The following is a 21,104-nucleotide window of genomic DNA, read 5'->3' on the forward strand; positions in this document are numbered from 1 at the left end:
GAGAGGCAAACCTTAAGTTCGGCCGAGGGTGGTTCAGTCGGGCATGGCCGAAAGGGCCGGTGTGTGTGTCTTGCGACCCCCGTGGGGGAGGGCCGACCGCGAGTTTTGAAATCCGTTTTGGGCACCGGCCGCCGCAAAATGAGGAGGGTACCCCCTCGGCTATTGCTGCCTCGGCGCCGGCCTCACGCGTGCGCGAGGGGGTAGGGTCTATGATGCACGTGATTTTTCATCATGTGTACATTCAATGAAATCAATGGCTTGCGGTTCGTGCGACATTGCGCTCTAAATGTCGCACGGCTAAGCCATTGATATCATTCATCCGGCGCATCGAAGCTGGTGAGGTTGATTGTGCGTCGTTCCTCGGGATGGGCAACGACCATCTGGCCGATGATCATGACGTTGCCGAGCGGTCGATCGCCGCCGTCGTCGGTCGGCTGCGCCTTCTTGCTCTCGAAGTAGGGCAGCAGCTCGACGTTGGCCTTGAGGATCAGCGCCAGGGCGTCGGCCGGCGATACGCTCTGCTCGACCAGCTCGCCGGCATGCGGCCCTTTCTTCGGGCGGTACGGTTGCGATAGCTCGGCGGCCAGCTCGAGCGGATCCGCGTTGGCAATCGCTGCGAGGTTGAGGCCAGGATGCTTGAAGCCCATGCGCATCAGCGTCTCGGAGAATTGCCGGTTCGCCTTGTTCTGACTGCCTTTCGGCCTCCCCCGCGCCCGTTTAGCGTCATCCAGAATTGACGCGACGTGTTCGACGGGACCGCGAAAGAGGCAGTGCTGCTCATCCATCTCATCGAGCATGAGGGATTGCTGTTCGGGTTCGGCCTCGGGCTTGAGCTGGGCGGCCAGGTCGGCCATTGCGGCTTCGGTGGCGGCTGCCGTTGCTCCGATTTTTTCGGCGCGCTCCGGCGTGTGTGCCACTGGATGCCCCAAATTGTCGCTGTCGTCGCCGGTCATCGAATATTTCCCTGTTTCTTTATTCCGGTCGACGCCGTCTACCGCCGTCTACCGTTTTGTCTACCGCGTTTCTTTAATCTTTTCAGGAATATAGACCTATCGGTAGACAAGTAGACGAATATTATTCTCACGTGACGCGCGCGCACGCGCGTATGAAAACCCTCTATATTGCGTCTACTCGTCTACCGCCACGATAAGCCTATGTTTTCCTTGAAGAAACGCGGTAGACAATGCCGTCTACCGATCGTCTACCCGTCTACCGGGTCCTGAAGGCGAGACGAAAATCCGTCCCGCCCCCGAAGCTCACACGGTTCCCGCTGCGTTAAGTGCCCGCGCGCAAGCAAACTCGGGCCATCGAAGCGAGCGGCCATTGAGGCAATTCAGGCCTTCAACTGGCTCCGCTCGCGTTGCGCCGGCAGAGCGCGGGCTCCGCTTTCTTTCTCTCCGGGGCGGGGGTAAGAGAGTTAAATGCGCGGTGCTATTTGGGGCGGGGGGAAGCATGAGATTGATGATTGCATCGTTGGGTTTCCTGCTGGCGGCGGTGAGCATTGCCATAGCGGACGACCAATTTACTGAGATGAGCGCGTTTGCAGCCGTGGAGCAGGCTCACTGGGCCAAGCTTTCGGTTTGGCTGACGTGTGTCTCGCTGGTGATCAGCATTGCTGCGCTGGTATGCCTATACTTTAGCCTGTTGCAAACTCGCCAGGCAGTAACGGACACCCGAACGCTTGGAGAAGCGCAGATGAGGGCCTACGTCGAGGCCGTTAAGCTTGAGTACAGCAAGGATAAAGGCGATATCGTCGTCGAATGCCAGAACTCGGGGCAAACGCCCAGTCTTCTTGTAGGAGTTGGACTGGAAGCCATTCGAGTACATGAAACGAGAATGTACAATGTTCTCGTGAACAGACCGGAGACGCCGCCTCGAAAGACCTGGCCCGCGATCGCTGCAGGAAGATCACTCTTCGCGAAGCTGACACCGGATACTGGCTCGTCCGCCGTGGAGCAGTTGATAAACGGCCTGTTTTCTGAAAATGAGCGGTTACTGATCGTTGGAACAATCCTTTACAGGGACGTCTTCGATATTCCCTTTCAAAGCGATTTCGCTTTCTTTGTAGATCCCAGCGACGTGAGAACCTTTCTTCGGCCGAATGGCAAACGATCAGCTTTCCAAAAGCTGACGCCTACTGAGTTCGTTAGAGCCCTAGGCGTTAAACTCTAGCATTTCGCCTCACCATGATCCCGCTTCGCCCGCGCCTGGCAGGGCAGGTCGAAGTATCCGTTCCAGATGCCGCGCTCGGCCGCCATCGCCTCGTATTGCGCCTCCTGGTAGAGACCGTGCGAATATTTGGGCCAATCCACCGCATAGCCGCTCTGCACCAGCCAGCGGTTCACCTCGGCGCCGTCAGCGCGAAAGCAGGTTGCGACCGTGCGCCGATATCGATCATGTCCCGAAGGCGTGCACCTGGTCGGCCGGGATCTCGCCAGCCATGCGTCCAGGGCGAGGGCAGCGGCGCGGCCGCATTGATACTTGCGGTCGGCCTGGTCGACGCAAATCTGCCAGCTCTCCGGTGCATCGATGCCCTGCAGTCGGATCCTTGCGCCCTGGATCTCGATCGTATCGCCATCGATGACGCTAGCACGGCCGACGAGATCGGCGGCGATCACCGGCGACGTCAGCAGCGTTACGGACAGGAATAGCAGGGCACGCGTCGGCATGAATTGCTCATGGTTGATTCTCAACCGCGATTTGAGCACGCAACTGATGAGCGTGAAAGGCCTAAGCCACGGCTTCCACTAGGCGCTTGAATTCGCCGATCCACACCGCCCAGCTCGGTGGCCTGGTGCCGGCAGTGATATAGAGATCCTCGCGGCCGCTGAGCGCGCGTCGCATGCCGATCGGATGATCGGAGATCCGCACCTTCCAATAGCGCCGCTGAGCCTGGTCGCGGATATGAATGTAGTTCGATCGGCCGTAATCGGTGACGGAGCGCTCGACGGACACGTGCAAGTCCGGAATGGCGGCTTTGAGCGAAGCGACAAACTGACGTGTCGTTCGATCGATGGCGCGCATTAGGCCGCCTCGTCGATCTCGGCCGAGATCTCGTCATAGGCCTCAAGATCGATGATCGAGCACATCTGGTTGATGCGGTTGATCTTCACCTGCAGGTGTTTTCGCTCGATGCGCCGCAGCACGATATTCTCCGGCGCCTGTTTCAGCGCCACCGTCCAGCCGCCACGATGATAGTCCGTGCCGTCAAAGATCCTGTCGACCTTGCTCGAGGAGAATGGCACCGCCAGGCAATAACCGGGGCGGGGGCTGTGGCGATCGCGGATCCCGAGGCCGACGCTCGCCAGCAGCGATCGCGTCTCGTCGAGGGTGTTGAAGCCGCCCTCGAGGGCGGTCAACGCGCCGCCGACGGTTATCTTTTCGCCACCCTTCCAGTGGTCGATCGTCGTTTCCATGATCCGCTCGATGACGACTTGCCACTTTTCCTTCTGTTCCGACATGTCCTCGAGCGTGGCCGCCTTCATTGTGTCGACCAGGTGATCGATATCGATGCCATCCTCGACCAGGTCGTCGGCGCGCAATCCGCATTCGATCATGCCGGCTTCGCCGACCAGCAGCTCGGCGCAGGCCAGCAGCGTGCCGTAGGTGTCGATCGCGCGCGCATCGAAGGGCAGGCGAGGGTCGGAAAGCCATTTCTTCCATTTCGGCAGGATATGCCAATAGAAGTCGTGATAGCCGTCCATGATCTGCCGCAGGATCATGCGGCCATATTCTTCCTTGATGATCGGTTGCCGGCCGTGGGACTTGTCGAGCTTGTCCAGGTTGAGGATCGCCATGCGCGTCCGGTCCTGGTGCTCGAGCGGCGGGTGGATGATGGCGGAAAACAGGAAGCTCGATCGCAGCTCGAATTCGACGCCCTCATGGTTCGATCCGCCACGATAGAGCTTGGCGCCGGAATAGGACTGGCGGGCAAGCTCGATAATCGCCTGTTCCTTAAAACTGTTGCCCTTGCGCTCGAGCTCGTCGACGGCGACCGGCCGGCTATCCTGGCCGATATTCTGATAGATGCCGGCGGCCGTGGTGTTCGCGGTCGAATAGAGCGCGGCTCCAAAGATGGCCTTGATGAAATTGTGCAGCGTCGTCTTGCCTCGGCCGGGGCCGCCCGTGGTGAAGACGATCGGGCGCACATCGAGGGCGGCGCCGAGGAAGGCCGAGCCGATCCAGCCGAGCAGCAGCAGCGGGTCGAGATAGGGCCGCTCCCAATTCCAGGTTCGCAGCGATTGCAGCAGCTCATGCGCCGGGCTTTCCTGCCGGCTGACGGGCGTGCGCCAGGGCTGCAACGTCTCGCTATCGCGCTTGTAGAAGAAGCCGTCATAGTCGGCCGGCCGCGAAGCCTGCAGCTTCCAGCCCTTGGCCTTGTTCTCCTGGTCGGTCTCGACATCGACGCTCCACAGCATCGTGCCGCTATGCCAGATGAATTTATCCTGCGCCTTCCAGCCACCACGGCCGCGCACATTGTCTTTCGGGTCGAAAAGCCCCTTGCGACCGGCCTCGGTGATGATCGCCTCAACCGCCTTGTCGCGCGCAACGCGATCGACCTTCGGTTCGATCACCTTTTCCGTCTCCGGATCGATCTTGGCCTTCGTCCAGGCCGGCCAAGCCCATTTCAGGTAGTTGGTATAGGGCGAGAACAGCTTGACCAGCGTCGGATGATCCCAGCGGCTCACCTCATGCAGCTCGCCATTGGCGGCGATCACATAGACCGTCTCGCCTTTCATGCCGAGCACGTTGATCGGGCAGTCGGGCGGCATGTTATCGTGCGGATAGCCTTCCCATGTGCCGGCCTTGATGCCGTTGCGCAAAAGGTTCGGGTCGGGATCCCGACGCTGCGTCTGCTCGTCGATCGAGGCCAGCGCGTCTTCGAAGATGGCGCGTGCTGCTTTTTTGCCGGATTGTATTTTTGGAGTTTTCGCCACGATGCGCCCTGTCATGCTGGAATATGGCCGCCGCGCCATCTCCTACGGCGCGGCGGGCAGTGGTCTGGTTTCACCAGGTGTCGAGCGGCCCGTCCGTCAGCTCGAGCGTGGTCTCCTCGATCGGCACGGGCCTCGGCGCCGGCGTTTCGACGGCCCGCTTCCTGGCCTCATCGGCGGCAATCATGTCGTCGAATGCGACAAGCGTGCTGATGAAGCTTTTCAGCGCGGTCTCGGCCGGCCAGCCGATCTCGTTGGTTTCCCAATGCTTGGTGATGACCAGGTGCTGCGCCAGAATTTGCGGCGTGGCTTCCGATCGGAGCCGCCTGGTGAACCTCACCAGCTCGTGCGCCGCTGGGTCGTCAGAACGCAGCAGATATTCGGGAGGATAGGAGCACATGATGCCGGAGCGCATGGCAGCCAGATCCTCGGCACAAACGAAGACGCCATTGAGGACGCTCAAGGCACGAAGGCCGGCAGGGTCGAGAAGTTCTACAGCATCATCTCCCGCTGCAGCATCTGCAGCCGTTCCGCCTCCGGCATCCCCTGCAGATCCGCCAGCTGCAGCAGCACTCGCCGCAGCTGCACCGTCAGATCCGCCAGCATCGAGCGCGCCTTCGTTTCCTCCGGCGTCTCCTGCGGCGGCTGGATGATCCAATCCTTCGGACTGGTCGCGTCCTTCGGAACGATCAGCGTCGGCATCGGCCTCACCTGGATCAATTCCAGCAATGCCCGGTATACCTGCTGGCGGCGGTGTTTTAGGTCGTATGCGCTCTGCATCAGCTGCGCCCTGGTCGGCGACGCCGGCCGGATCATTCCCAGCATCGCATAGGCCATCGCGTCCTGCAGATCCCGCGCCATCCTGGTCGTGAGTTCCTGCATTTTCAGCGCCTGTTCCGACGTCAGCTCTAGCTCCGGAAGTTCCGGTTCCAGAAGTGAGGTTGAGATCCGAACCGTCGTCACCCGTTCCATCGCCTAAAGCCTCCCCAGCGCCAGCGCCGTCCTTTCCAGCTTCGGCAGACGCCAGCGACGCGCCCGTTTCTGCCATCGTTGCGTCGTCGCCGCCATTCTCGCCCGTTGCTCCGGCGAGGCCTTGCGGATCTGCCCCGGCCAGGCCGTCGAGCCCGCCCGCACCATTTTCAAGCGCTGCATCTGCAGGTGCCGCCGACGCTTCGCCCGCTGCCTGTCCTGCTGCTGCCTGCACTTTTTCATCGGATTTTCCTTTCGGAGGCATGTTGAAACTCCTCGTTGGTTTCGTGAAAATCCTGCCGGCCGCAACGGCAGGGCATGCGCGATCGCCGCTAGGCGGGGATCGGTTCGAATGTCTTTTGGAAACTGTCATCGCTCATCACGACGATCTCGCAGTCTTCGCTGCACACGATCCATTCGCCGTCATCGACGATCGTGAAAGAGTGATCCAGCTGATTGAGTTGATATTTGCCGTCTTCCCGCAAGCTCAGTTGATCGGCGCGCGCTGCCTCGAGGAGCCAGTCGGGGAACACCGAATGATCGGCGGGATAAGTGAAGCGGAAAGCGCTGTAGGGATACGGCTTGAAACGATATTGTGTCATGCTCTTTCTCCTTGTCTAGGTTGCACTCACGGCATGCCCAACGCGGCCTTGTAGGTCTCGTAGATGCTCTCTTCCTCGAGGCGCTCGTTGGTATCTTTCGCGCGGTCGCGAATGATGCGTTTGATGGCTTTCACGTCGTAGCCGCGGCCCTTGGCCTCGCCGAAGATGTCGGCCTTATCGGCATTGATGGCGGCGCCTTCCTTATTCAGGCGCTCGATGCGCTCGATGAACTGGCGCAGCTCGGCGCCGGCGACGTTCTCGACGTCGCTGTTGTGACCGATATCGCTCATGAGAACATCCATTGGACGAACAGGATGGTGGCATAGATGACGATGAAGCTCACAAAGGATCCGCCGCGCTCAAAATGGTAGTGCAACCATTCCTGGCGGTTGCGCCAGCAGGCAAACCCGCCATTTCTGAAGCGGCGCAGGATCGCGCCGTCAGGGATGCGGATCTCGCGTTCCTGTTGGGAGGGAGCACGGGAGATGACCCAAGAGAATTCCGCCACCGTGAGATCGATGACATCAGGGCGGTTGTCGTTAGTCGGCTTTTCCATCTTCGGCCCCCTTCGGCTGGTCGAGATCGCCGTAGCGATAGGTCGGGATCGGCCCGTCGAGCTGCTCGTCGGTCTCGAGATCGACATGTGGCGAGCCCTCGAGGCAGGCGGCATGGCAGATGCCCAGCTCGATATCGGTCGAGCACATGTCATCTGGTTTGATGATTTCCGCGCAGACTGGGCAGCGATCATCATCGGCTGCAACGACGTCGTCGATCGCGCGGCTGTAGTTACTTTCTGGCATCATTCATCCCCTTCCTGCAGCTGGTCGTTGAAATCATTGCCGGCGATGCTTTCGATCACCGTCACGGGCTTGCCGTGCGCGGCCAGCTTTTCCAGCACATCGGCAAACTGCTTTTCCGTGGTCTTGGACTTGAAGTGATCCTTCAGCACGATCACGGCCGAGATGCAGGGCAGGTCGATCGGCGCGTTGCCCATGTTCGAAAGGCTGCCGGCAGCCCATGCGCGCGCCTCGGGCGCCTCGATGGAAACCGAGGCTGTCGTCTCGATGCCTTCGCCGAGCAGCAGCGGCCACGCTTGCTGTGCCAGCTCCGGCGGCACGCCTTCCGGCCCGTGGCTGATCCGGATCATCGCGCCCTTGGCCTCGCCGCGCATCAGCTTGGCGTTCTCATCCTCCCCGACCGGCAGCTTTTTCGGGCCGAGCGGTGACAGGAAAGTGCAATGGCAGGCGGCGATCTGCCCGGTCGGCGCGCGCATGGCCGAAAGGATGACCGGAAAGCTGGGGCCCTCCGAGATCTTGATCAGCTTGCCGTCGCGCCGCTCGAATTTCGCCCGGCGCCAATATTCCAGCGCCGGCGCGAAGCGCATCGTCGCGGTGTCACGTTTCGGGATCTGGTCGAGCGGAATGCGCCTGGCTGCGAAATAGGCCCGCGCATGTGCCTCGGCCGTCGAGCCGGCGCCGTCGAGATAGCCCTTGTGAAACAGCTTTTCGGCAAAGGCGATGTTCTGCAGCCGCTTTTTCTCGGCTTCCTGCTCGGCCTTCGCCCGCGCCTCGGCCGATCGCTGCTGGAAGCGCGCGAAATCTTCGCGCGTCATCTGCCGGATGCCGAGGAAATCACGGGCAAAATCCATCGCCTCGCGGAAACTGCACTGCCGGCAATATTCGATGAGGCGGACGACGTCGCCCTTCTCGCCGGTGCGGTAATCCTTCCAGGCGCCGATATCGCGCGTCAGCGCCACCTTGAATTCCGCGCTCTTATGGTGATCGCAGGTGACGGGATTATGCGCCACCCAAAGCCGCCCCTGCATCTGCCCATCGGGCAACAACCGGCCGCAAAGATCGACGATGCGATCCTTCAGGCCTTGCTTGATATCGGCGGTATCGTCGCGGCGGTTCATGCGCGGCCTCCCTGGACGACGTGGCGCGCGGCATGCAACGTCCGCACGATCGCATCCTCTTTCACGCCGAGCAGTTCGCCGATGTCGAGCGTGTCGAAGTGACCGCAATTCCAGAGCACGATCGCCGCCAGCGCCTGGCGCTCATCGATGGCGCCACTCATGGCGGAAGATCCGGAAAGCTTTTCGTCGGCGCGATCGAGAATGTTCATATCGAAAACGCCCCTTCTACCGCCGAAAGCAGCCGCTCGAGCTCCGGATTTCCGCGCTCGTCTTCCACGTCGTTCATGGCGTAGCTGACGGCCGCCTTGCTCATGCCGGCGGCGCGGGCCAGCTCGGCTTGCGGGAGGTTCAAATACTGGTTTGCGATGTAGATGGCCCAGCGCCGCAGCTGCGCGGCTTCCATCCACAGAGGATCCGCCGTCGCCCGCTTGCCTGGATCGGCCGAAAGCACGAAATCCGGCGTGCGGCCTCGGGCATGGGCGACATAGGCGACCGCGAGGCGGTAGCAGGCGGAGGGCAGGGCGCTATCCGCATGGTTCTCGCTGCGCTTCAGGCGGGAGATTGCCAGTTGGATGCGCCGCGCCGTGTTTGGCGTCAGCGTGATTTCGCCGGCGCGAAGCCGCGCGATATAGCGCGGATGCAGACCGGCCATGCGGGTCACTGCATTCGCCGAGATCTCCGCCGCCTTCATCATCAGATCTAGCTCAGTAAAATTCAGCATGGGCCGCCGGGCTATGGTGGCCGTACGAAATACAAATCGGCTTGGGTTGGGAATTCGGATGTCAGCGCCGGCCGTCAGGCCTTGGCGCCGATCTGGATCTGGTTGAGCTGCAGGCCCTTGTTGTAGGCCTCGACCAGCACCTTCGAGAGGGAGAGCGCACCGTCGCCGCCGCCGATCCGTTGCATCGCGTTGGCATCGGCCGCGAGGATCTTTCGGTCCTTGCCGTGCAATTTGGTGATCATGCGGTCGCGATCGATGATCTTTTTGTTGTTGCGATAGAGGCGCGCGAGAGACTGGATCATGACGCCTGCGAGCGCGGAATTATCCTTCGGCCATGCAGCGACCAGCGTGCGGCAAGCCTCTGTCGTAGCCTCTTCGCCGTAGCGCTCGATCGAGCGCTGGATAGCCGAGATCGAACTTGTACGGTTCGGCGCCGGCGATTTCGTACCAGCAGGCACAACTTCGCATCCAGCTTCCTCGAGCACGGAGCAGATCCGCATCATCATCTCGTCACCGGCCTCGATGCCGGCCCAATATTTCTCGACGGTAGAGACGGCGGAGCGGTTGATGTTGACGCCAAGAAAGCTCTGCGCTTCCTCGAAAGCCTGGTCGAGGCGGACAATGACACAGGGCACCGCCTCGATCGACGGATGCAGCCTGGCCGCCTCGAAGCGATGCTGACCGTCATAGACTGTGAAAGTGCCGTCGCCCTGGTCGACGAGCTGCAGGGCACCGAACTGCGCCCAACGAAAATCGCGAAGGATCTGTGCAATGCGTTTCTTTTTCACTGGGCGCTGGTAGCTGCTATCGACTCGGATCTGCGATAGGTGGACCCATTGCAATTCCGGCAGTTCGCCAAGATCCAAATTGATTGCGGCATCCATCAAACCAATCTCCCCTGTTCCGGTTCTTCACGCTGCGCCTGGCGCTGCCGCTCGCGGAAAGCGCGCAGGTCTTTCATGCTTGCCCAGCCCTTACCGGGCTCGATCGAGATCGAGAGATAGCCGTCGATGCGCACATACTGGCAGACGGCCGAGCCATCCCAGCCGCGCGCCTCGGCCTCGGCATTGAGGCTCGACAGGAACGTCTCGTGAAAGCAGGTGTTTTCGTCCGGGCTCGGCTCGACAGGCGCCTTGAAGGCGGTGCAGATCTGCAGCGCCGTGCTCATGGCCGGTCACTTTCAAGCTTGGCGATCGCACGACGCGCGGCGACGAGCCAGTTCCGGAACAGCCCGCCAAGGCCGGCGGTGCATGAGGTGCTGACGCCGCCCAATTTCATACCTTTGGCATCGAAGGGCAATGCAATCCTGGCGCCCTCGCACTCAGTCAGGTAATCGGCCATCTTGCGCAGCGCCGCGTTGCGCCGTTCCCAGCCGTCGCGATCGCCAACCTTTACGTCAGGCACCATGCAAAGCTGCATCTCGACGACGTCGATTAGGCGCTTGAGTTCGGCGATATCGAGGGGCCTCTTCATCGCAGCACCTCGCCCGATCGCAGCACCTCGCCCGTCTTCTCGTTGAACTTGTCGGGAAAGACGTCTTGCAATAGGCGGCGGGTGCTCGGCTGCAACTTGCTGTTATTCCGCAGCCCGCGATACATCGTGCTTTCGCCGATATGGGCAGCCCGCGCGAGATCCGCTTTCGGCATGCCTTTCTCTTCGCGCCATTTATCCACAGTTCGCCACGTGAGGGACATGAATTCCTCCATTGATTATTCGTGACAAGTTGTGATTTGCTGTGCTCTGTCAAGTGATCAAGATCAAAATGTAATCAAGGCACGTCCACTGTATGTTTTGCGTTGTGGAAAATGTGCACCAAAAACACGTCGACTGGATCGACTTCATCCTTAAGCACAAGCGATGGAGCACGAACCGGCTCGCCAGTGAGGCAGAGGTCGATCCCTCTACTCTGTCCCGGCTCCTGAAGGACCCGGGCAAGACGCGCACGCTCAATAGCTACTCAGTCGAAAAGATCGAGAAAGCCTCTGGCGTTCCGGCCTTTGAGACCTCTATCGCAGAGGTTCCGAGAGGGTTGGCCGAACGGGAGAGCGAAGAGTTCGAGGCCCGTCCGTCCGGAGGCCTCAGCGACGCCGTGCGAGCCCTGAAGGGCGAGCGCAATGAGATCGATGCCTGGGAGCTAGGCTCTCGAGCGGCGGAGTTGGCCGGCTACTTGCCGGGCGATACCTTGATCGTCGACATGAGCGCTAGGCCTCAGCCTGGCGATCTTGTCTGTGCGCAGGTTTACGACCTTGCCGGCGGCACCAAAACGATCTTCCGAATTTACGAGCATCCCTTCCTGGTTGCGGCTACAACCGATCCGAGCCTATTCAAGCCATTGCTCATAGATAACGAGCGGGTGGTGGTTCGCGGTGTGGTGACCGCCTCATTCAGGCAGCGCCGCGTCGCCTGATCCCTTTTTCTCTCCGCACTGAATTTTTGGACGCCCAATCTTTGGCTTGCGCATTGAACTATTGGACGCCCACGCCTTCAACTTCGCATTGAACTGCTGGACGCCCAAGTCTGCTTATCCACAGTGAATTCTTGGACGCCCAATCGGGCGCGTTCAATTACGCGAATTTTCCTGCCGAGGTCACAATTTGCTGTTGATTTGTGTTGCCTCACAAAGAGGCATGTCACAACAAAGCAATTTTCCATGGATTAATCATTGACTTTATGTGCCTGCGGGCACAACTTGTCATCCGCAGCGATTTGCAACTGTGGAGACGCGAAACATGAACCTGCAGGAAACGACGATCGGGGCGGCTGATATCGCGGCTGCGCTCGGCCTTGCCCGCGCCACCTTCGCGAAGAAGGTGGTTCGGCTCATCAAGACAGAAGGCATGCCGGCGCCGTTGCCCGGCCGCCGTCGCTGGTCGCGCACCGCGATCGACGCATGGATCGCCAGCTATGGCGATCGCAAGCTCACCCAGCAGCTCGAAGCCCGGGCAATCCGAAGCATCGCCACCGACCGTGCCCAGCTTCGCGAGAACTATGTCCGCAATTCCGGCCCGCGCCTGATCGTCGACAATGAAAGGGCAGGGGCATGAGCGGGCGCGTTATTCACCGTGGCCTTGAGGAGGCATTGGTCAGCGATGACCCCATCGTCCGCATGATCGCAAGAGCCGGTGCCAGCCGCTGGGTCGAGGAGATGCAGGCCTGGGTAAATTCCGAATTGGAACGCGGCGAGAAGCCGTCCCATCTGATGCAAGCCATGATGAGCATGTTCGTCAGGACCCACTCGGGACTAGCGACGCAGCTTGTCAAGCGAGCCCACTTTCGGGACGTCGCGGAAATGTTCAAATCGATCGTCGATGAAGAATACGTCCGGCATGCCGAAATGTCGCTTGTGTTTCTCTTGGACAAAAGGGCCGGCCGATGACAACGCCCCTCACTGAGAACCCGGCCGTCGTCGATCCGATGCGGACCCTGACTGCCCCACAGAGAGATGCAATTTCCTCTCTCGCATTCTTTCGGCATCAGCGGATCGACGGCGGTGAGGTGACGATCGGCACGAAGCGCTTTTCGTTCCGGACGATCCGCGCGATCGAGAATTATCAGCTCGTGCAGCGCGGCTACGATCGCGGCCGCCAGAAACTTTCCCTGACGATGGCCGGCAAGCTGGTCGCAGAAAAGCTCAAGAACGGAGGCCGCGATGGAACCGCATGAGCTGATCGCCAAGCTGGAAGCCCTCGGCCTCGAGCAGGATGCCTTGACCGTGCAACTGATCGAAGCGCTCAAGGAGCGTGAGGCCATCAAGGGCGACATCGAGCAACTGGAGCTGCGCCGGCTCGAGCAGCAGGGCGCCGCGTCGTCGCTGGTCGTCGAGGCGGCCTTTGCCCTGCAGGACATCGGCGGTTCGAAGCGTCGCAAGGCGCTGCTGCGCCGCATGGGCTTTGGAGCGGTGCAATGACCGGCCTTCTCCTTTCCGCCTTCTGCGTCGGCACCATCGTCGGCGCCTGGTCGATCCTGTCGCTCCTCGCGCTGCGTCCGGATCTCGGCGAGCGCTGGAGAAAAGGCGGGTGATTTTTGCTTGCGCCATCGCCGCCGGCGCCGTGCTGACCGTGCTGTTTTTCTGGCTTCTGTTTTCGAAGGTGCCAGCCATGGTCCGCGCCGCCGTCAGGCGCCGGCGCAAATGACATGTCGCCGCAGTCTCGCGTCTCGGCGGCGATGTGTAGGGGCAGCCGTCGCCGCAAGCGGCTGCCCCACCAATTCGAACCGGATATGCGCTGAACCCCCCGTCTAAACCGCGCAGCGCATATCAGCCGACGCCGCAATGCCACCCACGGCGTCGGCGGTACCAGGCCCGGCGATCTTTGTTTTGCGTGATCGCCGGGCCTCATTGTTTTCAGGAGAGAGTTCATGCGTTCCCCAAAGCCGAAAAGCACCGACCCCAAAATCAAATACGTCACCTGGCGCAACGGCCGCCCGCGCTTCTCGCCGTCGCAGTCCCTGCGCGAGCAGGGCTATGAGGGCGAGGATCTGCGCAACGCGGACGGAATGTGGATGACCGCCGGTCAGGCGCTGGAGTGGTCGCGCAGTTTCGAGCAGCAGCTGCAGGCGCAGCGGCGCGCGGCCGGCCGCAAACCGAAGAAGAAGGTTGCCGTCGGCCTGCCGGCGCCGAGCGCCCGCATCTATCCGGTCAGCCAGCTTCTGTTCGAATGGCTGCACCCGATCCACAATCCCGACAGTGCCGACTACGCCAAGGCGACGGTGCGTGAATGGGGCTACAAGATCAACGCCATCAAGAAGCACTGCCCGGATGTCTATGCCGCCGAGGCGCTGGCGCTGGACAAGGAAATCTGCCGGGGCATCTACGACAGGATCCGTCTCAACTCCGGCCTGGCGACTGCCCACGGCACCTTGCGCATGCTCGGCACGGCGCTCGAATGGGGCATGTCGCGCGGCAAGCTGCGCGGCATGGAAGTCAACCCGGCTCACAAGCTGAAAATGAAGACGCCACCGCCACGCCTGCGCGTCGGCTCCATCGAGGAGATCGACGGCCTGGTCGCGGCGGCCGACGCCATGGGCTGGCCCGAGATCGGCGACAGCATCGTCTTCGCCGTATGGAGCGGCCAGCGCCAGGGCGACCGGCTGCTTTTCCAGAAGAACGGCGAAAAGAATGGTCGGCTGTTTTTCAGGCAGGCGAAGACGGGCGCGATCGTCTCGATCAAGAAAGCGCCCGAACTGGTCAAACGCCTCGAGGCAGCCGAGGCCAGGCGCGCCGAAAAAAACATCGAGACCGACTATGTCGTCTTCAACGAGCACGGCAAGGCGCCGTTCCAGGGCAGCTACTACAGCCACCGCCTGCTGGATATCCGCAACGCGCTCGCCGCCGGCCTGCCGGATCCGCACGGGAAGCCGACGATCGAGCCGATGCCCAGCGTCATGACGTTGACCGACCAGGATTTCCGCGACACCGCCGTCACCTGGCTTGCCCGCGCCGGCGCCACCGTCCCCGAGATCTGCAGCATCACCGGGCACAGCTTCAAGACCGCTACAGAGATCCTGAAACACTACCTCGCGCTGGATGAAACCATGGCCGACAGCGCGATCGACAAGCTCACGGCCTGGTACGAGAAGGAGACAGCATGAACGAGATGAGCGATCACGCACGATTGGAGCTGCTGGTCGGCGCATATCAAGCGGCCGAGAACGCGCGCATAGAATTCGAGAAGACATTCCGGCGATTGTTTCAGCCAGGCACACCGATCCGATGGAAGCGAGACGTTCATGTCCAGACGGGTAGCGTCAAGCTTCATGCCTACGGCCCTTACCTATTTGCACTCAACGAGCGCACGGGAAAGACGCTGAAGATCAGCTGCTATGATATCATTCGGGCGGGAGGGGATCGCTCATGAGCCTAAAACCCACGGCAGATCAGGGCCAGCGATACGAGATCAGCGCTGTTGGCTGGCCGCTTCCGGAAAAGACGGTCATCGGCTGGGCCGACTATGACCACTCTGCCGAATTGATGGCGGCGGGTGCACGCCTATCTCCAGGCTGCAAGCGAACCGAGATCCGCGATCGCTGGGGCAAGCAGGCGATCCAGGTGTGCGAGGTCGAGCCGCACGAGACGACGATCGCGCTCGAGCAGCTGCCGGCGAAGCTGCTACGTGGCGAACACACCTGTTTTCACCTCACCTTCAATGACGAGCACAGCATCAACTATGAAACGGCCGCTGAGTATTTCAGCGGCAATCCGGATTGGGATCGGGGCTGGATCTCGCCCGAGGAGCGCGAGAAGGCGATCACCACGAACTCTGTGTGGACCCTGCAATGGTATCCGGAGACGCCGATCGGCTTTCACATCGTCCGCGCCAGCTCGGCCGCAGCCGTGATCGCGGCCGCATTAAAGGAGATGAGCCCGTGAGCCGCCCTTGGCACAAGGGCACGCCATGCCCGCATCTCGAGCCCGATATCCTTGGCCAGTTCGATACCTTTGAAGATTGGCTGAACCACGCCACGCGGGCGCTGACAGGGTTCGAGGGATCTGTGGGCGAGGAGCTAAACGCCATCTGCGTCGACAACCTCGGCCGGCGCTGTCACAACGGAAAAGACTTCATGCGAGCGAGGGATGAGGATGCCTTTCCCGTCCGATACTTCATCCAACTAAAGCCGCTAGGAGCACCGCCATGGGAAAGCGCGACGTAGGCTGCCCGCACAAGGATATCCGCTTCTGCCCGCTCTATCACGCCGCCCACATGGGCGGCGGTTTTAGTTGCGACGACGGACAACTCGAGCTGCAGACTTGCGCCGTCGCTAGAGGGATAAGCTACCGCGACCAGGTCGAAAAGATGCGAGTGGCTTTCCCTGGCCTGGTCGAGCAATGTGAGTGGCGAGAAAAAGCCGAACAAGGTCAGGAACAACGGCGACGAAACATGCGCCTACTCGGATTGAATTGACAGGATCGGCGGTTCGTATCCCCGGCACGCGAGAGGCAGAAACCCGCAGGCAAGCGGCGGAAAACATCGTCAAAATTAGTCGCCTGTTAACTACGTAAGTATTTGAAATTGCTTGTCATACCCCATACTTCTAAGCATGTGGTCGCAGGTTCGAATCCTGCAGGGGTCGCCATTTTCCGATCAGATAGCGTGCTGCTGATCACGCGCGATCAGCCCGCCTTATGCTCAGTTCGCCGTCGTTGACCAGCCGCCGGCGCCTACGGGCCTTGTAGCATCGACCGCCATCTGAATGAGATCGTGGCCATACATTGCTCCGGCCAGTTTTATGACGATGATGGCGGCGCTTAAGAGTGCGAGCCCGCCGATGATCCTGTCGCTTTTTTTCACGGCCCGCTTCCCTCGACGTCTCGTGAATTCCGCATTATTCGCGGCTAAAAGAATATATCGCGTTTTTTGCGAAGCGCTACAGGGCTTGCTCACGCTACCAATTGCCAGGCGGCAATCAGGAGAAGACAGTCCGCGATATCCTCACCTAACGCCGATAACCGTCACTGAACCGGAGGCCTATGGAAAAACCCGCCGGCTGCGACGCAGCGGCGGGTTTTGTTCATTCGATCTGTTCCAAATCAGTGCAGGATCTGGCTGAGGAACAGCTTTGTGCGCTCATGCTGCGGGTTGTCGAAGAATTCCTTCGGCGAATTCTGCTCGACGATCTGGCCCTGGTCCATGAAGATGACGCGGTTGGCGACCTGGCGGGCAAAGCCCATTTCGTGGGTGACGCACAGCATGGTCATGCCTTCTTCAGCAAGGCCAACCATGGTGTCGAGCACTTCCTTGATCATTTCGGGGTCGAGCGCAGACGTCGGCTCGTCGAACAGCATGATCTTCGGGTTCATGCAGAGCGAGCGGGCAATCGCCACACGCTGCTGCTGGCCACCGGAAAGCTGGCCGGGGTATTTCTTGGCCTGCTCCGGGATCTTGACGCGGGTGAGGAAGTGCATGGCGATCTCTTCCGCCTGCTTCTTCGGCATCTTGCGCACCCAGATCGGTGCCAGCGTGCAGTTTTCCAGAATGGTCAGGTGCGGAAAGAGATTGAAGTGCTGGAACACCATGCCGACTTCGCGGCGCACTTCGTCGATCTTCTTCAGATCGTTGGTGAGCTCGACGCCATCGACGATGATCTGGCCTTTCTGGTGTTCCTCCAGGCGGTTGATGCAGCGGATCATCGTCGATTTGCCCGAGCCGGAGGGGCCGGCGATGACGATGCGCTCGCCGCGCATGACCTTCAGGTTGATATCGCGCAGCACGTGGAAATCGCCGTACCACTTGTTCATGTTGATCATGTCGACCGCGACCTCGGTCTCGGAGACGGTCATTTTCTTCGATTGGGCTTCAGCCATTTTATATTTCCCTCAATTTTATCGCTTGTGGCCGGTGTCGAGATGGCGTTCCACGAAACCTGAATAGCGCGACATGCCAAAGCAGAACAGCCAAAAAACGAATCCGGCGAATACAAGACCCGTTACTGGCGTCACCGCACTTGCCCAGGTCGCATCCGAAAAGTTCTGGCGGACGATGCCGAGCAGGTCGAACATGCCGATGATCGCAACCAGCGACGTGTCCTTGAACATGCCGATATAGGTGTTGACGATGCCGGGAATGACCAGCTTGATCGCCTGCGGCAGAATGATCAGCCGCATCTTCTGCCAATAGCCGAGGCCGAGTGAATCGGCGCCCTCGAACTGGCCCTTTGGTATGGCCTGCAGACCGCCGCGAATGACTTCGGCCATATAGGCCGAGGTGAAGATCGCAACGCCGATCACTGCACGCAGCAGCTTATCTACCGTCCAGCCCTGCGGCATGAACAGTGGCAGCATGTAGCTTGCCATGAACAGCACGGTGATCAGCGGCACGCCGCGGATGATCTCGATGAACATCACGCACAGCATGCGCAAAACCGGCATCTTGGAACGGCGGCCGAGCGCAAGCACGATGCCGAACGGGAACGACACTGCGATGGCGACGAACGCGATCACCAGCGTTACCAGCAGGCCGCCCCATCGTTCTGTTTCCACCGTCTGAAGGCCGAAGCCTCCGTGGAGCAGGAAGAACGAAACGACTGGCAGCACGAAAAATGCAAGGATTGCGTTCAACCCCTTCCGGGGAACCGATGGTATCAGCAACGGAGCGAAGCTGGCGATCATCAGGATGCAGACGAGGATCGGTCGCCAGCGCTCGTCCGGCGGATAAAGGCCGAACATGAAGATGGCGAATTTTGCGCGGACAAAGGCCCAGCAGGCGGCGTTCCAGCCATCCGGCTGCGTTCCGCCCTGAACGGTTGTGGCACAGAAGGTGCGGTCGGTCCCGCTCCAGACTGCATTTATGAACAGCCAGTCGACCAGGTGCGGGATCACCCACGCAAGGAAGGTGATGGCAATAAGAGTCAGGACGATGTCCTTCGGCGTGGCAAACAGGTTCTTTTTCAACCAGTGCCACGCGCCTCTTTCGCTAGCGGGCGCCGGCTGCGCCATAAGCAATGTCTTGCTGACGAAGTGTTGATCTACGCTCGACATCTTATCTCTCCACCAGAGCCATCTTGGCGTTGAACCAGTTCATGAACAGCGATGTTACGATGCTCAGGGCGAGATAGATGATCATCCAGATGATGACGACTTCGACGGCTCTGCCGGACTGATTGAGGATCACGCCACCGACAGCGACGAGATCGGCATAGCCGATCGCGATGGCAAGCGACGAGTTCTTGATCAGGTTGAGATATTGGCTCGTCAGCGGCGGAATGATGATGCGCATTGCCTGCGGTATGACGATCAGCCGGTTGATGGCTGATGCACGCAGACCAAGTGCGCCTGCAGCTTCCGATTGCCCTTTCGGCACGCCACGGATACCTGCGCGTACGATTTCGGCAATATAGGATGCGGTATAAAGGGAGAGGGCGAGGAGAAGTGCAAGGAATTCCGGCCCTATGACCGTACCGCCCGTCAGGTTGAATTTGCCGGCAATGGGATAGTCGAAAGAAAGTGGCATGCCCGTTACCAGGAAGACCAGCAACGGCAGCCCGATCAGGATGCCGATTGATACCCACACCGTATGGAATTGCTGACCGGTTGCCGCCTGACGCCTGTGCGCCCAGCGCGCCACGAAAAATACGGCGGCTATGGCGATGATAAAGGCGATACCGACGGCCCACATACCCGCGCCGAAGATCGGGCTCGGAAAGGCAAGGCCGCGATTGCTGAGATAGCTGGAAAAGGGCAGGTGCACGGCATCGCGCGCCTGCGGCAGCAGCACCAGAACGCCGCTGTACCAGAAGAAGATGACGAGGAGGGGCGGGATGTTGCGGAAGATTTCGACATAGGCCTGGGAAAGTTTCGCAATCAGCCAGTTATGCGAAAGCCTGCCGATGCCGATGAGGAAGCCAACGATAGTCGCCGCGACGATGCCTACCACCGAAATCAGGAGTGTGTTCAGCACGCCGACGAGAAGGGCCGTGGCATTGGTCGAATCGCTGGAGTAGGGAATCAGCGCTTGTCCCAGGTTAAAGCCAGCGCGCCCTTCGAGAAAGCCGAAGCCGAATGAGCGGTTCAATGCGCGCAGATTATCGATGGTGTTCGTGACGACAAACCAGCAGAGTCCCGCGAGAATGATGATAGTAAGCGCCTGATAGAAGGCACCCCGAACTTTGGGGTCGTATAGCGCCGCTGATAGTGCTGAGCGCCCGCCTTCAGGCGAGTTTACAGTAATTGCCATATAGAGTTTTTCCCCAATGTGCCTGTTTCAGGCTTGTTTTCTTGAGGGGAGAGAGGCGAAGCCGCCTCTCTCTTAAAGCTAGGCTCTTTGCGACTTAGCGTACCGGCGGTGCGTACTGGATGCCGCCCTTGCTCCACAGAGCGTTGAGACCACGAGCGATCTTCAGCGGGCTGCCTGCGCCGATGTTGCGGTCGAAGACTTCGCCGTAATTGCCGACGCCCTTGATGATGTTATAGGCCCAGTCGTTGGTCAGGCCGAGGTCGGTGCCGATTGTCGAACCCTGTTCTGCGCCCAGAAAGCGCTTGATGTCCGGATTAGCCGAGTTCTTCATCTCGTCGACGTTCTTCTGGGTGATGCCGAATTCTTCGGCGTTCACGAGCGCATAGGCCGTCCAGCTGACAATGTTGAACCATTGGTCGTCGCCCTGGCGAACGGCCGGGCCGAGCGGCTCCTTGGAGATGATTTCCGGCAGAACGACGTTGTCGTCCGGGTTCTTCAAGGTCAGGCGCAGAGCGTAGAGACCGGACTGGTCGGTCGTGTAGACATCGCAACGACCGGAATCATAGGCGGTGTTGACTTCTTCGAGCTTGTCGAAGACGACCGGATTGTATTGCAGGTTGTTGGTCTTGAAATAGTCTGCCAGGTTCAGCTCGGTCGTCGTGCCGGACTGGACGCAAACTGCCGCGCCGGAAAGTTCGAGCGCCGATTTTACGTTCAGCTCCTTGCGAACCATGAAACCCTGGCCGTCATAATAGGTGACCGGACGGAATTTGAGGCCGAGCGCGGTGTCGCGGTTAATGGTCCAGGTGGTGTTACGGGAAAGTACGTCGATTTCGCCGGACTGCAGCGCGGTGAAGCGGTCCTTGGCGCTGAGAGGCGTGTACTTCACCTTGGTCGGATCGCCAAAGACAGCGGAAGCGACAGCCTTGCAGAAGTCGATGTCAAAACCGGCCCAGTTACCGGCCGCATCAGGCTGTGCAAAGCCGAGAAGGCCGGTATTCACGCCGCACTGGACGAAGCCCTTGGCCTTTACGTCGCTCAGCGTCGAAGCCGACGCACCGGACGCGGTGTAAGCCAATGCTGCGGCTCCGAGGAATACGGAGAGAGCAAACTTTTTCATTTTCCCTACCTTTGTCTATTTGTTTTATAATTAAAAGAGTATCGCCTCCGAAGCAGGTCCCTTGGGAACCACGTTCCTTCCTTCCCGGAGCGAGTGGCGCTATCACAGTCGTAAAAGGTGTAGCGGTCAAGAGATCGCCCTAATTATTGCGGATTTATTCGGCATTTTCGCCCGCC

General features: G+C 60.2%; 34 protein-coding genes. 11 read left to right on the forward strand and 23 right to left on the reverse strand.

The window, feature by feature from the left end:
• Window positions 1–311: 311 nt before the first annotated feature.
• Window positions 312–953 (reverse strand): hypothetical protein, encoded by a 642-nt coding sequence (locus FHT73_RS23075; protein ID WP_183715088.1) that lies wholly within the window; start codon window positions 951–953, stop codon window positions 312–314.
• A 499-nt stretch (window positions 954–1,452) separates the two neighbouring features.
• Between FHT73_RS23075 and FHT73_RS23080 the strand changes: the two genes are divergently transcribed.
• Complete coding sequence (locus FHT73_RS23080; protein WP_183715090.1) at window positions 1,453–2,172, forward strand: hypothetical protein; 720 nt, start codon at window positions 1,453–1,455, stop codon at window positions 2,170–2,172.
• Here the strand turns inward: FHT73_RS23080 and FHT73_RS23085 are convergent.
• The 17 genes from FHT73_RS23085 to FHT73_RS23165 form a co-directional block, all read right to left on the reverse strand.
• The gene (locus FHT73_RS23085) at window positions 2,169–2,669 is read right to left on the reverse strand and encodes a thermonuclease family protein (RefSeq protein WP_183715092.1); all 501 of its coding nucleotides are present in this window, start codon (window positions 2,667–2,669) and stop codon (window positions 2,169–2,171) included. The two genes, FHT73_RS23080 and FHT73_RS23085, sit on opposite strands and share 4 nt — an antisense overlap.
• A gap of 61 nt (window positions 2,670–2,730) precedes the next feature.
• Window positions 2,731–3,024 (reverse strand): hypothetical protein, encoded by a 294-nt coding sequence (locus tag FHT73_RS23090; protein WP_183715094.1) that lies wholly within the window; start codon window positions 3,022–3,024, stop codon window positions 2,731–2,733.
• The gene (locus FHT73_RS23095) at window positions 3,024–4,937 is read right to left on the reverse strand and encodes a hypothetical protein (protein ID WP_183715096.1); all 1,914 of its coding nucleotides are present in this window, start codon (window positions 4,935–4,937) and stop codon (window positions 3,024–3,026) included. The genes FHT73_RS23090 and FHT73_RS23095 overlap by 1 nt, the downstream gene beginning before the upstream one ends.
• 70 nt (window positions 4,938–5,007) lie before the next feature.
• Window positions 5,008–5,397, reverse strand: a complete 390-nt coding sequence (locus tag FHT73_RS23100; protein ID WP_183715098.1) for a hypothetical protein — start codon at window positions 5,395–5,397, stop codon at window positions 5,008–5,010.
• 29 nt (window positions 5,398–5,426) lie between these two features.
• Window positions 5,427–5,906 (reverse strand): hypothetical protein, encoded by a 480-nt coding sequence (locus FHT73_RS23105; RefSeq protein WP_183715100.1) that lies wholly within the window; start codon window positions 5,904–5,906, stop codon window positions 5,427–5,429.
• 3 nt (window positions 5,907–5,909) lie between these two features.
• Complete coding sequence (locus FHT73_RS23110) at window positions 5,910–6,146, reverse strand: hypothetical protein (protein WP_183715102.1); 237 nt, start codon at window positions 6,144–6,146, stop codon at window positions 5,910–5,912.
• Window positions 6,147–6,235: 89 nt separating this feature from the next.
• On the reverse strand, window positions 6,236–6,505 hold the full coding sequence (locus tag FHT73_RS23115; protein WP_183715104.1) for a hypothetical protein: 270 nt from the start codon (window positions 6,503–6,505) through the stop codon (window positions 6,236–6,238).
• 26 nt (window positions 6,506–6,531) lie between these two features.
• Entirely contained in the window at window positions 6,532–6,795 is a 264-nt protein-coding gene (locus FHT73_RS23120) for a DUF2312 domain-containing protein (RefSeq protein ID WP_183715105.1), read from the reverse strand.
• On the reverse strand, window positions 6,792–7,061 hold the full coding sequence (locus tag FHT73_RS23125) for a hypothetical protein (RefSeq protein ID WP_183715107.1): 270 nt from the start codon (window positions 7,059–7,061) through the stop codon (window positions 6,792–6,794). The genes FHT73_RS23120 and FHT73_RS23125 overlap by 4 nt, the downstream gene beginning before the upstream one ends.
• A complete protein-coding gene (locus FHT73_RS23130) occupies window positions 7,045–7,308 on the reverse strand; it encodes a hypothetical protein (RefSeq protein WP_183715108.1) in 264 nt (87 codons plus the stop codon). The genes FHT73_RS23125 and FHT73_RS23130 overlap by 17 nt, the downstream gene beginning before the upstream one ends.
• Entirely contained in the window at window positions 7,305–8,420 is a 1,116-nt protein-coding gene (locus FHT73_RS23135) for a toprim domain-containing protein (protein ID WP_183715110.1), read from the reverse strand. The genes FHT73_RS23130 and FHT73_RS23135 overlap by 4 nt, the downstream gene beginning before the upstream one ends.
• Window positions 8,417–8,629, reverse strand: coding sequence for a hypothetical protein (locus tag FHT73_RS23140; protein ID WP_210290456.1), 213 nt, complete (start codon window positions 8,627–8,629; stop codon window positions 8,417–8,419). Before FHT73_RS23140 ends, FHT73_RS23135 begins: the two co-directional genes overlap by 4 nt.
• Complete coding sequence (locus FHT73_RS23145; protein ID WP_183715112.1) at window positions 8,626–9,141, reverse strand: hypothetical protein; 516 nt, start codon at window positions 9,139–9,141, stop codon at window positions 8,626–8,628. Before FHT73_RS23145 ends, FHT73_RS23140 begins: the two co-directional genes overlap by 4 nt.
• Window positions 9,142–9,215: 74 nt before the next feature.
• On the reverse strand, window positions 9,216–10,025 hold the full coding sequence (locus tag FHT73_RS23150) for a DUF6551 family protein (RefSeq protein WP_183715114.1): 810 nt from the start codon (window positions 10,023–10,025) through the stop codon (window positions 9,216–9,218).
• Complete coding sequence (locus tag FHT73_RS23155) at window positions 10,025–10,309, reverse strand: hypothetical protein (RefSeq protein WP_183715116.1); 285 nt, start codon at window positions 10,307–10,309, stop codon at window positions 10,025–10,027. Before FHT73_RS23155 ends, FHT73_RS23150 begins: the two co-directional genes overlap by 1 nt.
• A complete protein-coding gene (locus FHT73_RS23160; RefSeq protein ID WP_183715118.1) occupies window positions 10,306–10,614 on the reverse strand; it encodes a hypothetical protein in 309 nt (102 codons plus the stop codon). Before FHT73_RS23160 ends, FHT73_RS23155 begins: the two co-directional genes overlap by 4 nt.
• Entirely contained in the window at window positions 10,611–10,847 is a 237-nt protein-coding gene (locus FHT73_RS23165) for a hypothetical protein (RefSeq protein WP_210298817.1), read from the reverse strand. The genes FHT73_RS23160 and FHT73_RS23165 overlap by 4 nt, the downstream gene beginning before the upstream one ends.
• Before the next feature lie 101 nt (window positions 10,848–10,948).
• Between FHT73_RS23165 and FHT73_RS23170 the strand changes: the two genes are divergently transcribed.
• From FHT73_RS23170 to FHT73_RS23215, 10 genes are all read left to right on the forward strand, one after another.
• The gene (locus tag FHT73_RS23170; protein ID WP_183715122.1) at window positions 10,949–11,548 is read left to right on the forward strand and encodes a hypothetical protein; all 600 of its coding nucleotides are present in this window, start codon (window positions 10,949–10,951) and stop codon (window positions 11,546–11,548) included.
• Between the two features lie 322 nt (window positions 11,549–11,870).
• Window positions 11,871–12,185, forward strand: a complete 315-nt coding sequence (locus FHT73_RS23175; RefSeq protein WP_183715123.1) for a hypothetical protein — start codon at window positions 11,871–11,873, stop codon at window positions 12,183–12,185.
• Window positions 12,182–12,517 carry a hypothetical protein gene (locus tag FHT73_RS23180; protein ID WP_183715125.1) on the forward strand — a complete coding sequence of 112 codons (336 nt, stop codon included), beginning with the start codon at window positions 12,182–12,184 and terminating at the stop codon, window positions 12,515–12,517. Before FHT73_RS23175 ends, FHT73_RS23180 begins: the two co-directional genes overlap by 4 nt.
• On the forward strand, window positions 12,514–12,804 hold the full coding sequence (locus tag FHT73_RS23185; protein ID WP_183715127.1) for a hypothetical protein: 291 nt from the start codon (window positions 12,514–12,516) through the stop codon (window positions 12,802–12,804). The genes FHT73_RS23180 and FHT73_RS23185 overlap by 4 nt, the downstream gene beginning before the upstream one ends.
• Entirely contained in the window at window positions 12,791–13,048 is a 258-nt protein-coding gene (locus tag FHT73_RS23190; RefSeq protein ID WP_183715129.1) for a hypothetical protein, read from the forward strand. The genes FHT73_RS23185 and FHT73_RS23190 overlap by 14 nt, the downstream gene beginning before the upstream one ends.
• Window positions 13,049–13,497: 449 nt before the next feature.
• Window positions 13,498–14,730, forward strand: a complete 1,233-nt coding sequence (locus FHT73_RS23195; RefSeq protein ID WP_183715131.1) for a hypothetical protein — start codon at window positions 13,498–13,500, stop codon at window positions 14,728–14,730.
• On the forward strand, window positions 14,727–14,996 hold the full coding sequence (locus FHT73_RS23200; RefSeq protein ID WP_183715133.1) for a hypothetical protein: 270 nt from the start codon (window positions 14,727–14,729) through the stop codon (window positions 14,994–14,996). The genes FHT73_RS23195 and FHT73_RS23200 overlap by 4 nt, the downstream gene beginning before the upstream one ends.
• Complete coding sequence (locus FHT73_RS29565) at window positions 14,993–15,508, forward strand: hypothetical protein (RefSeq protein WP_246712204.1); 516 nt, start codon at window positions 14,993–14,995, stop codon at window positions 15,506–15,508. The genes FHT73_RS23200 and FHT73_RS29565 overlap by 4 nt, the downstream gene beginning before the upstream one ends.
• The gene (locus FHT73_RS23210; protein ID WP_183715135.1) at window positions 15,505–15,789 is read left to right on the forward strand and encodes a hypothetical protein; all 285 of its coding nucleotides are present in this window, start codon (window positions 15,505–15,507) and stop codon (window positions 15,787–15,789) included. Before FHT73_RS29565 ends, FHT73_RS23210 begins: the two co-directional genes overlap by 4 nt.
• The gene (locus tag FHT73_RS23215; protein ID WP_183715137.1) at window positions 15,771–16,040 is read left to right on the forward strand and encodes a hypothetical protein; all 270 of its coding nucleotides are present in this window, start codon (window positions 15,771–15,773) and stop codon (window positions 16,038–16,040) included. Before FHT73_RS23210 ends, FHT73_RS23215 begins: the two co-directional genes overlap by 19 nt.
• A gap of 225 nt (window positions 16,041–16,265) precedes the next feature.
• Here FHT73_RS23215 and FHT73_RS23220 read toward each other — a convergent pair whose 3' ends face one another.
• The 5 genes from FHT73_RS23220 to FHT73_RS23240 all read right to left on the reverse strand — a co-directional run bounded on the left by FHT73_RS23220 (window position 16,266) and on the right by FHT73_RS23240 (window position 20,928).
• Window positions 16,266–16,427 carry a hypothetical protein gene (locus FHT73_RS23220; RefSeq protein WP_165915190.1) on the reverse strand — a complete coding sequence of 54 codons (162 nt, stop codon included), beginning with the start codon at window positions 16,425–16,427 and terminating at the stop codon, window positions 16,266–16,268.
• A 239-nt stretch (window positions 16,428–16,666) separates the two neighbouring features.
• Window positions 16,667–17,440, reverse strand: a complete 774-nt coding sequence (locus tag FHT73_RS23225) for an amino acid ABC transporter ATP-binding protein (protein WP_015339774.1) — start codon at window positions 17,438–17,440, stop codon at window positions 16,667–16,669.
• An 18-nt stretch (window positions 17,441–17,458) separates the two neighbouring features.
• Window positions 17,459–18,613 (reverse strand): amino acid ABC transporter permease, encoded by a 1,155-nt coding sequence (locus FHT73_RS23230; RefSeq protein WP_112610189.1) that lies wholly within the window; start codon window positions 18,611–18,613, stop codon window positions 17,459–17,461.
• Between the two features lies 1 nt (window position 18,614).
• Window positions 18,615–19,808 (reverse strand): amino acid ABC transporter permease, encoded by a 1,194-nt coding sequence (locus FHT73_RS23235; protein ID WP_112610191.1) that lies wholly within the window; start codon window positions 19,806–19,808, stop codon window positions 18,615–18,617.
• A 94-nt stretch (window positions 19,809–19,902) separates the two neighbouring features.
• Window positions 19,903–20,928 carry an amino acid ABC transporter substrate-binding protein gene (locus FHT73_RS23240; protein WP_112610193.1) on the reverse strand — a complete coding sequence of 342 codons (1,026 nt, stop codon included), beginning with the start codon at window positions 20,926–20,928 and terminating at the stop codon, window positions 19,903–19,905.
• Window positions 20,929–21,104 lie beyond the last annotated feature (176 nt).

The organism is Rhizobium sp. BK098, from assembly GCF_014193155.1.
Lineage (GTDB): Bacteria > Pseudomonadota > Alphaproteobacteria > Rhizobiales > Rhizobiaceae > Rhizobium.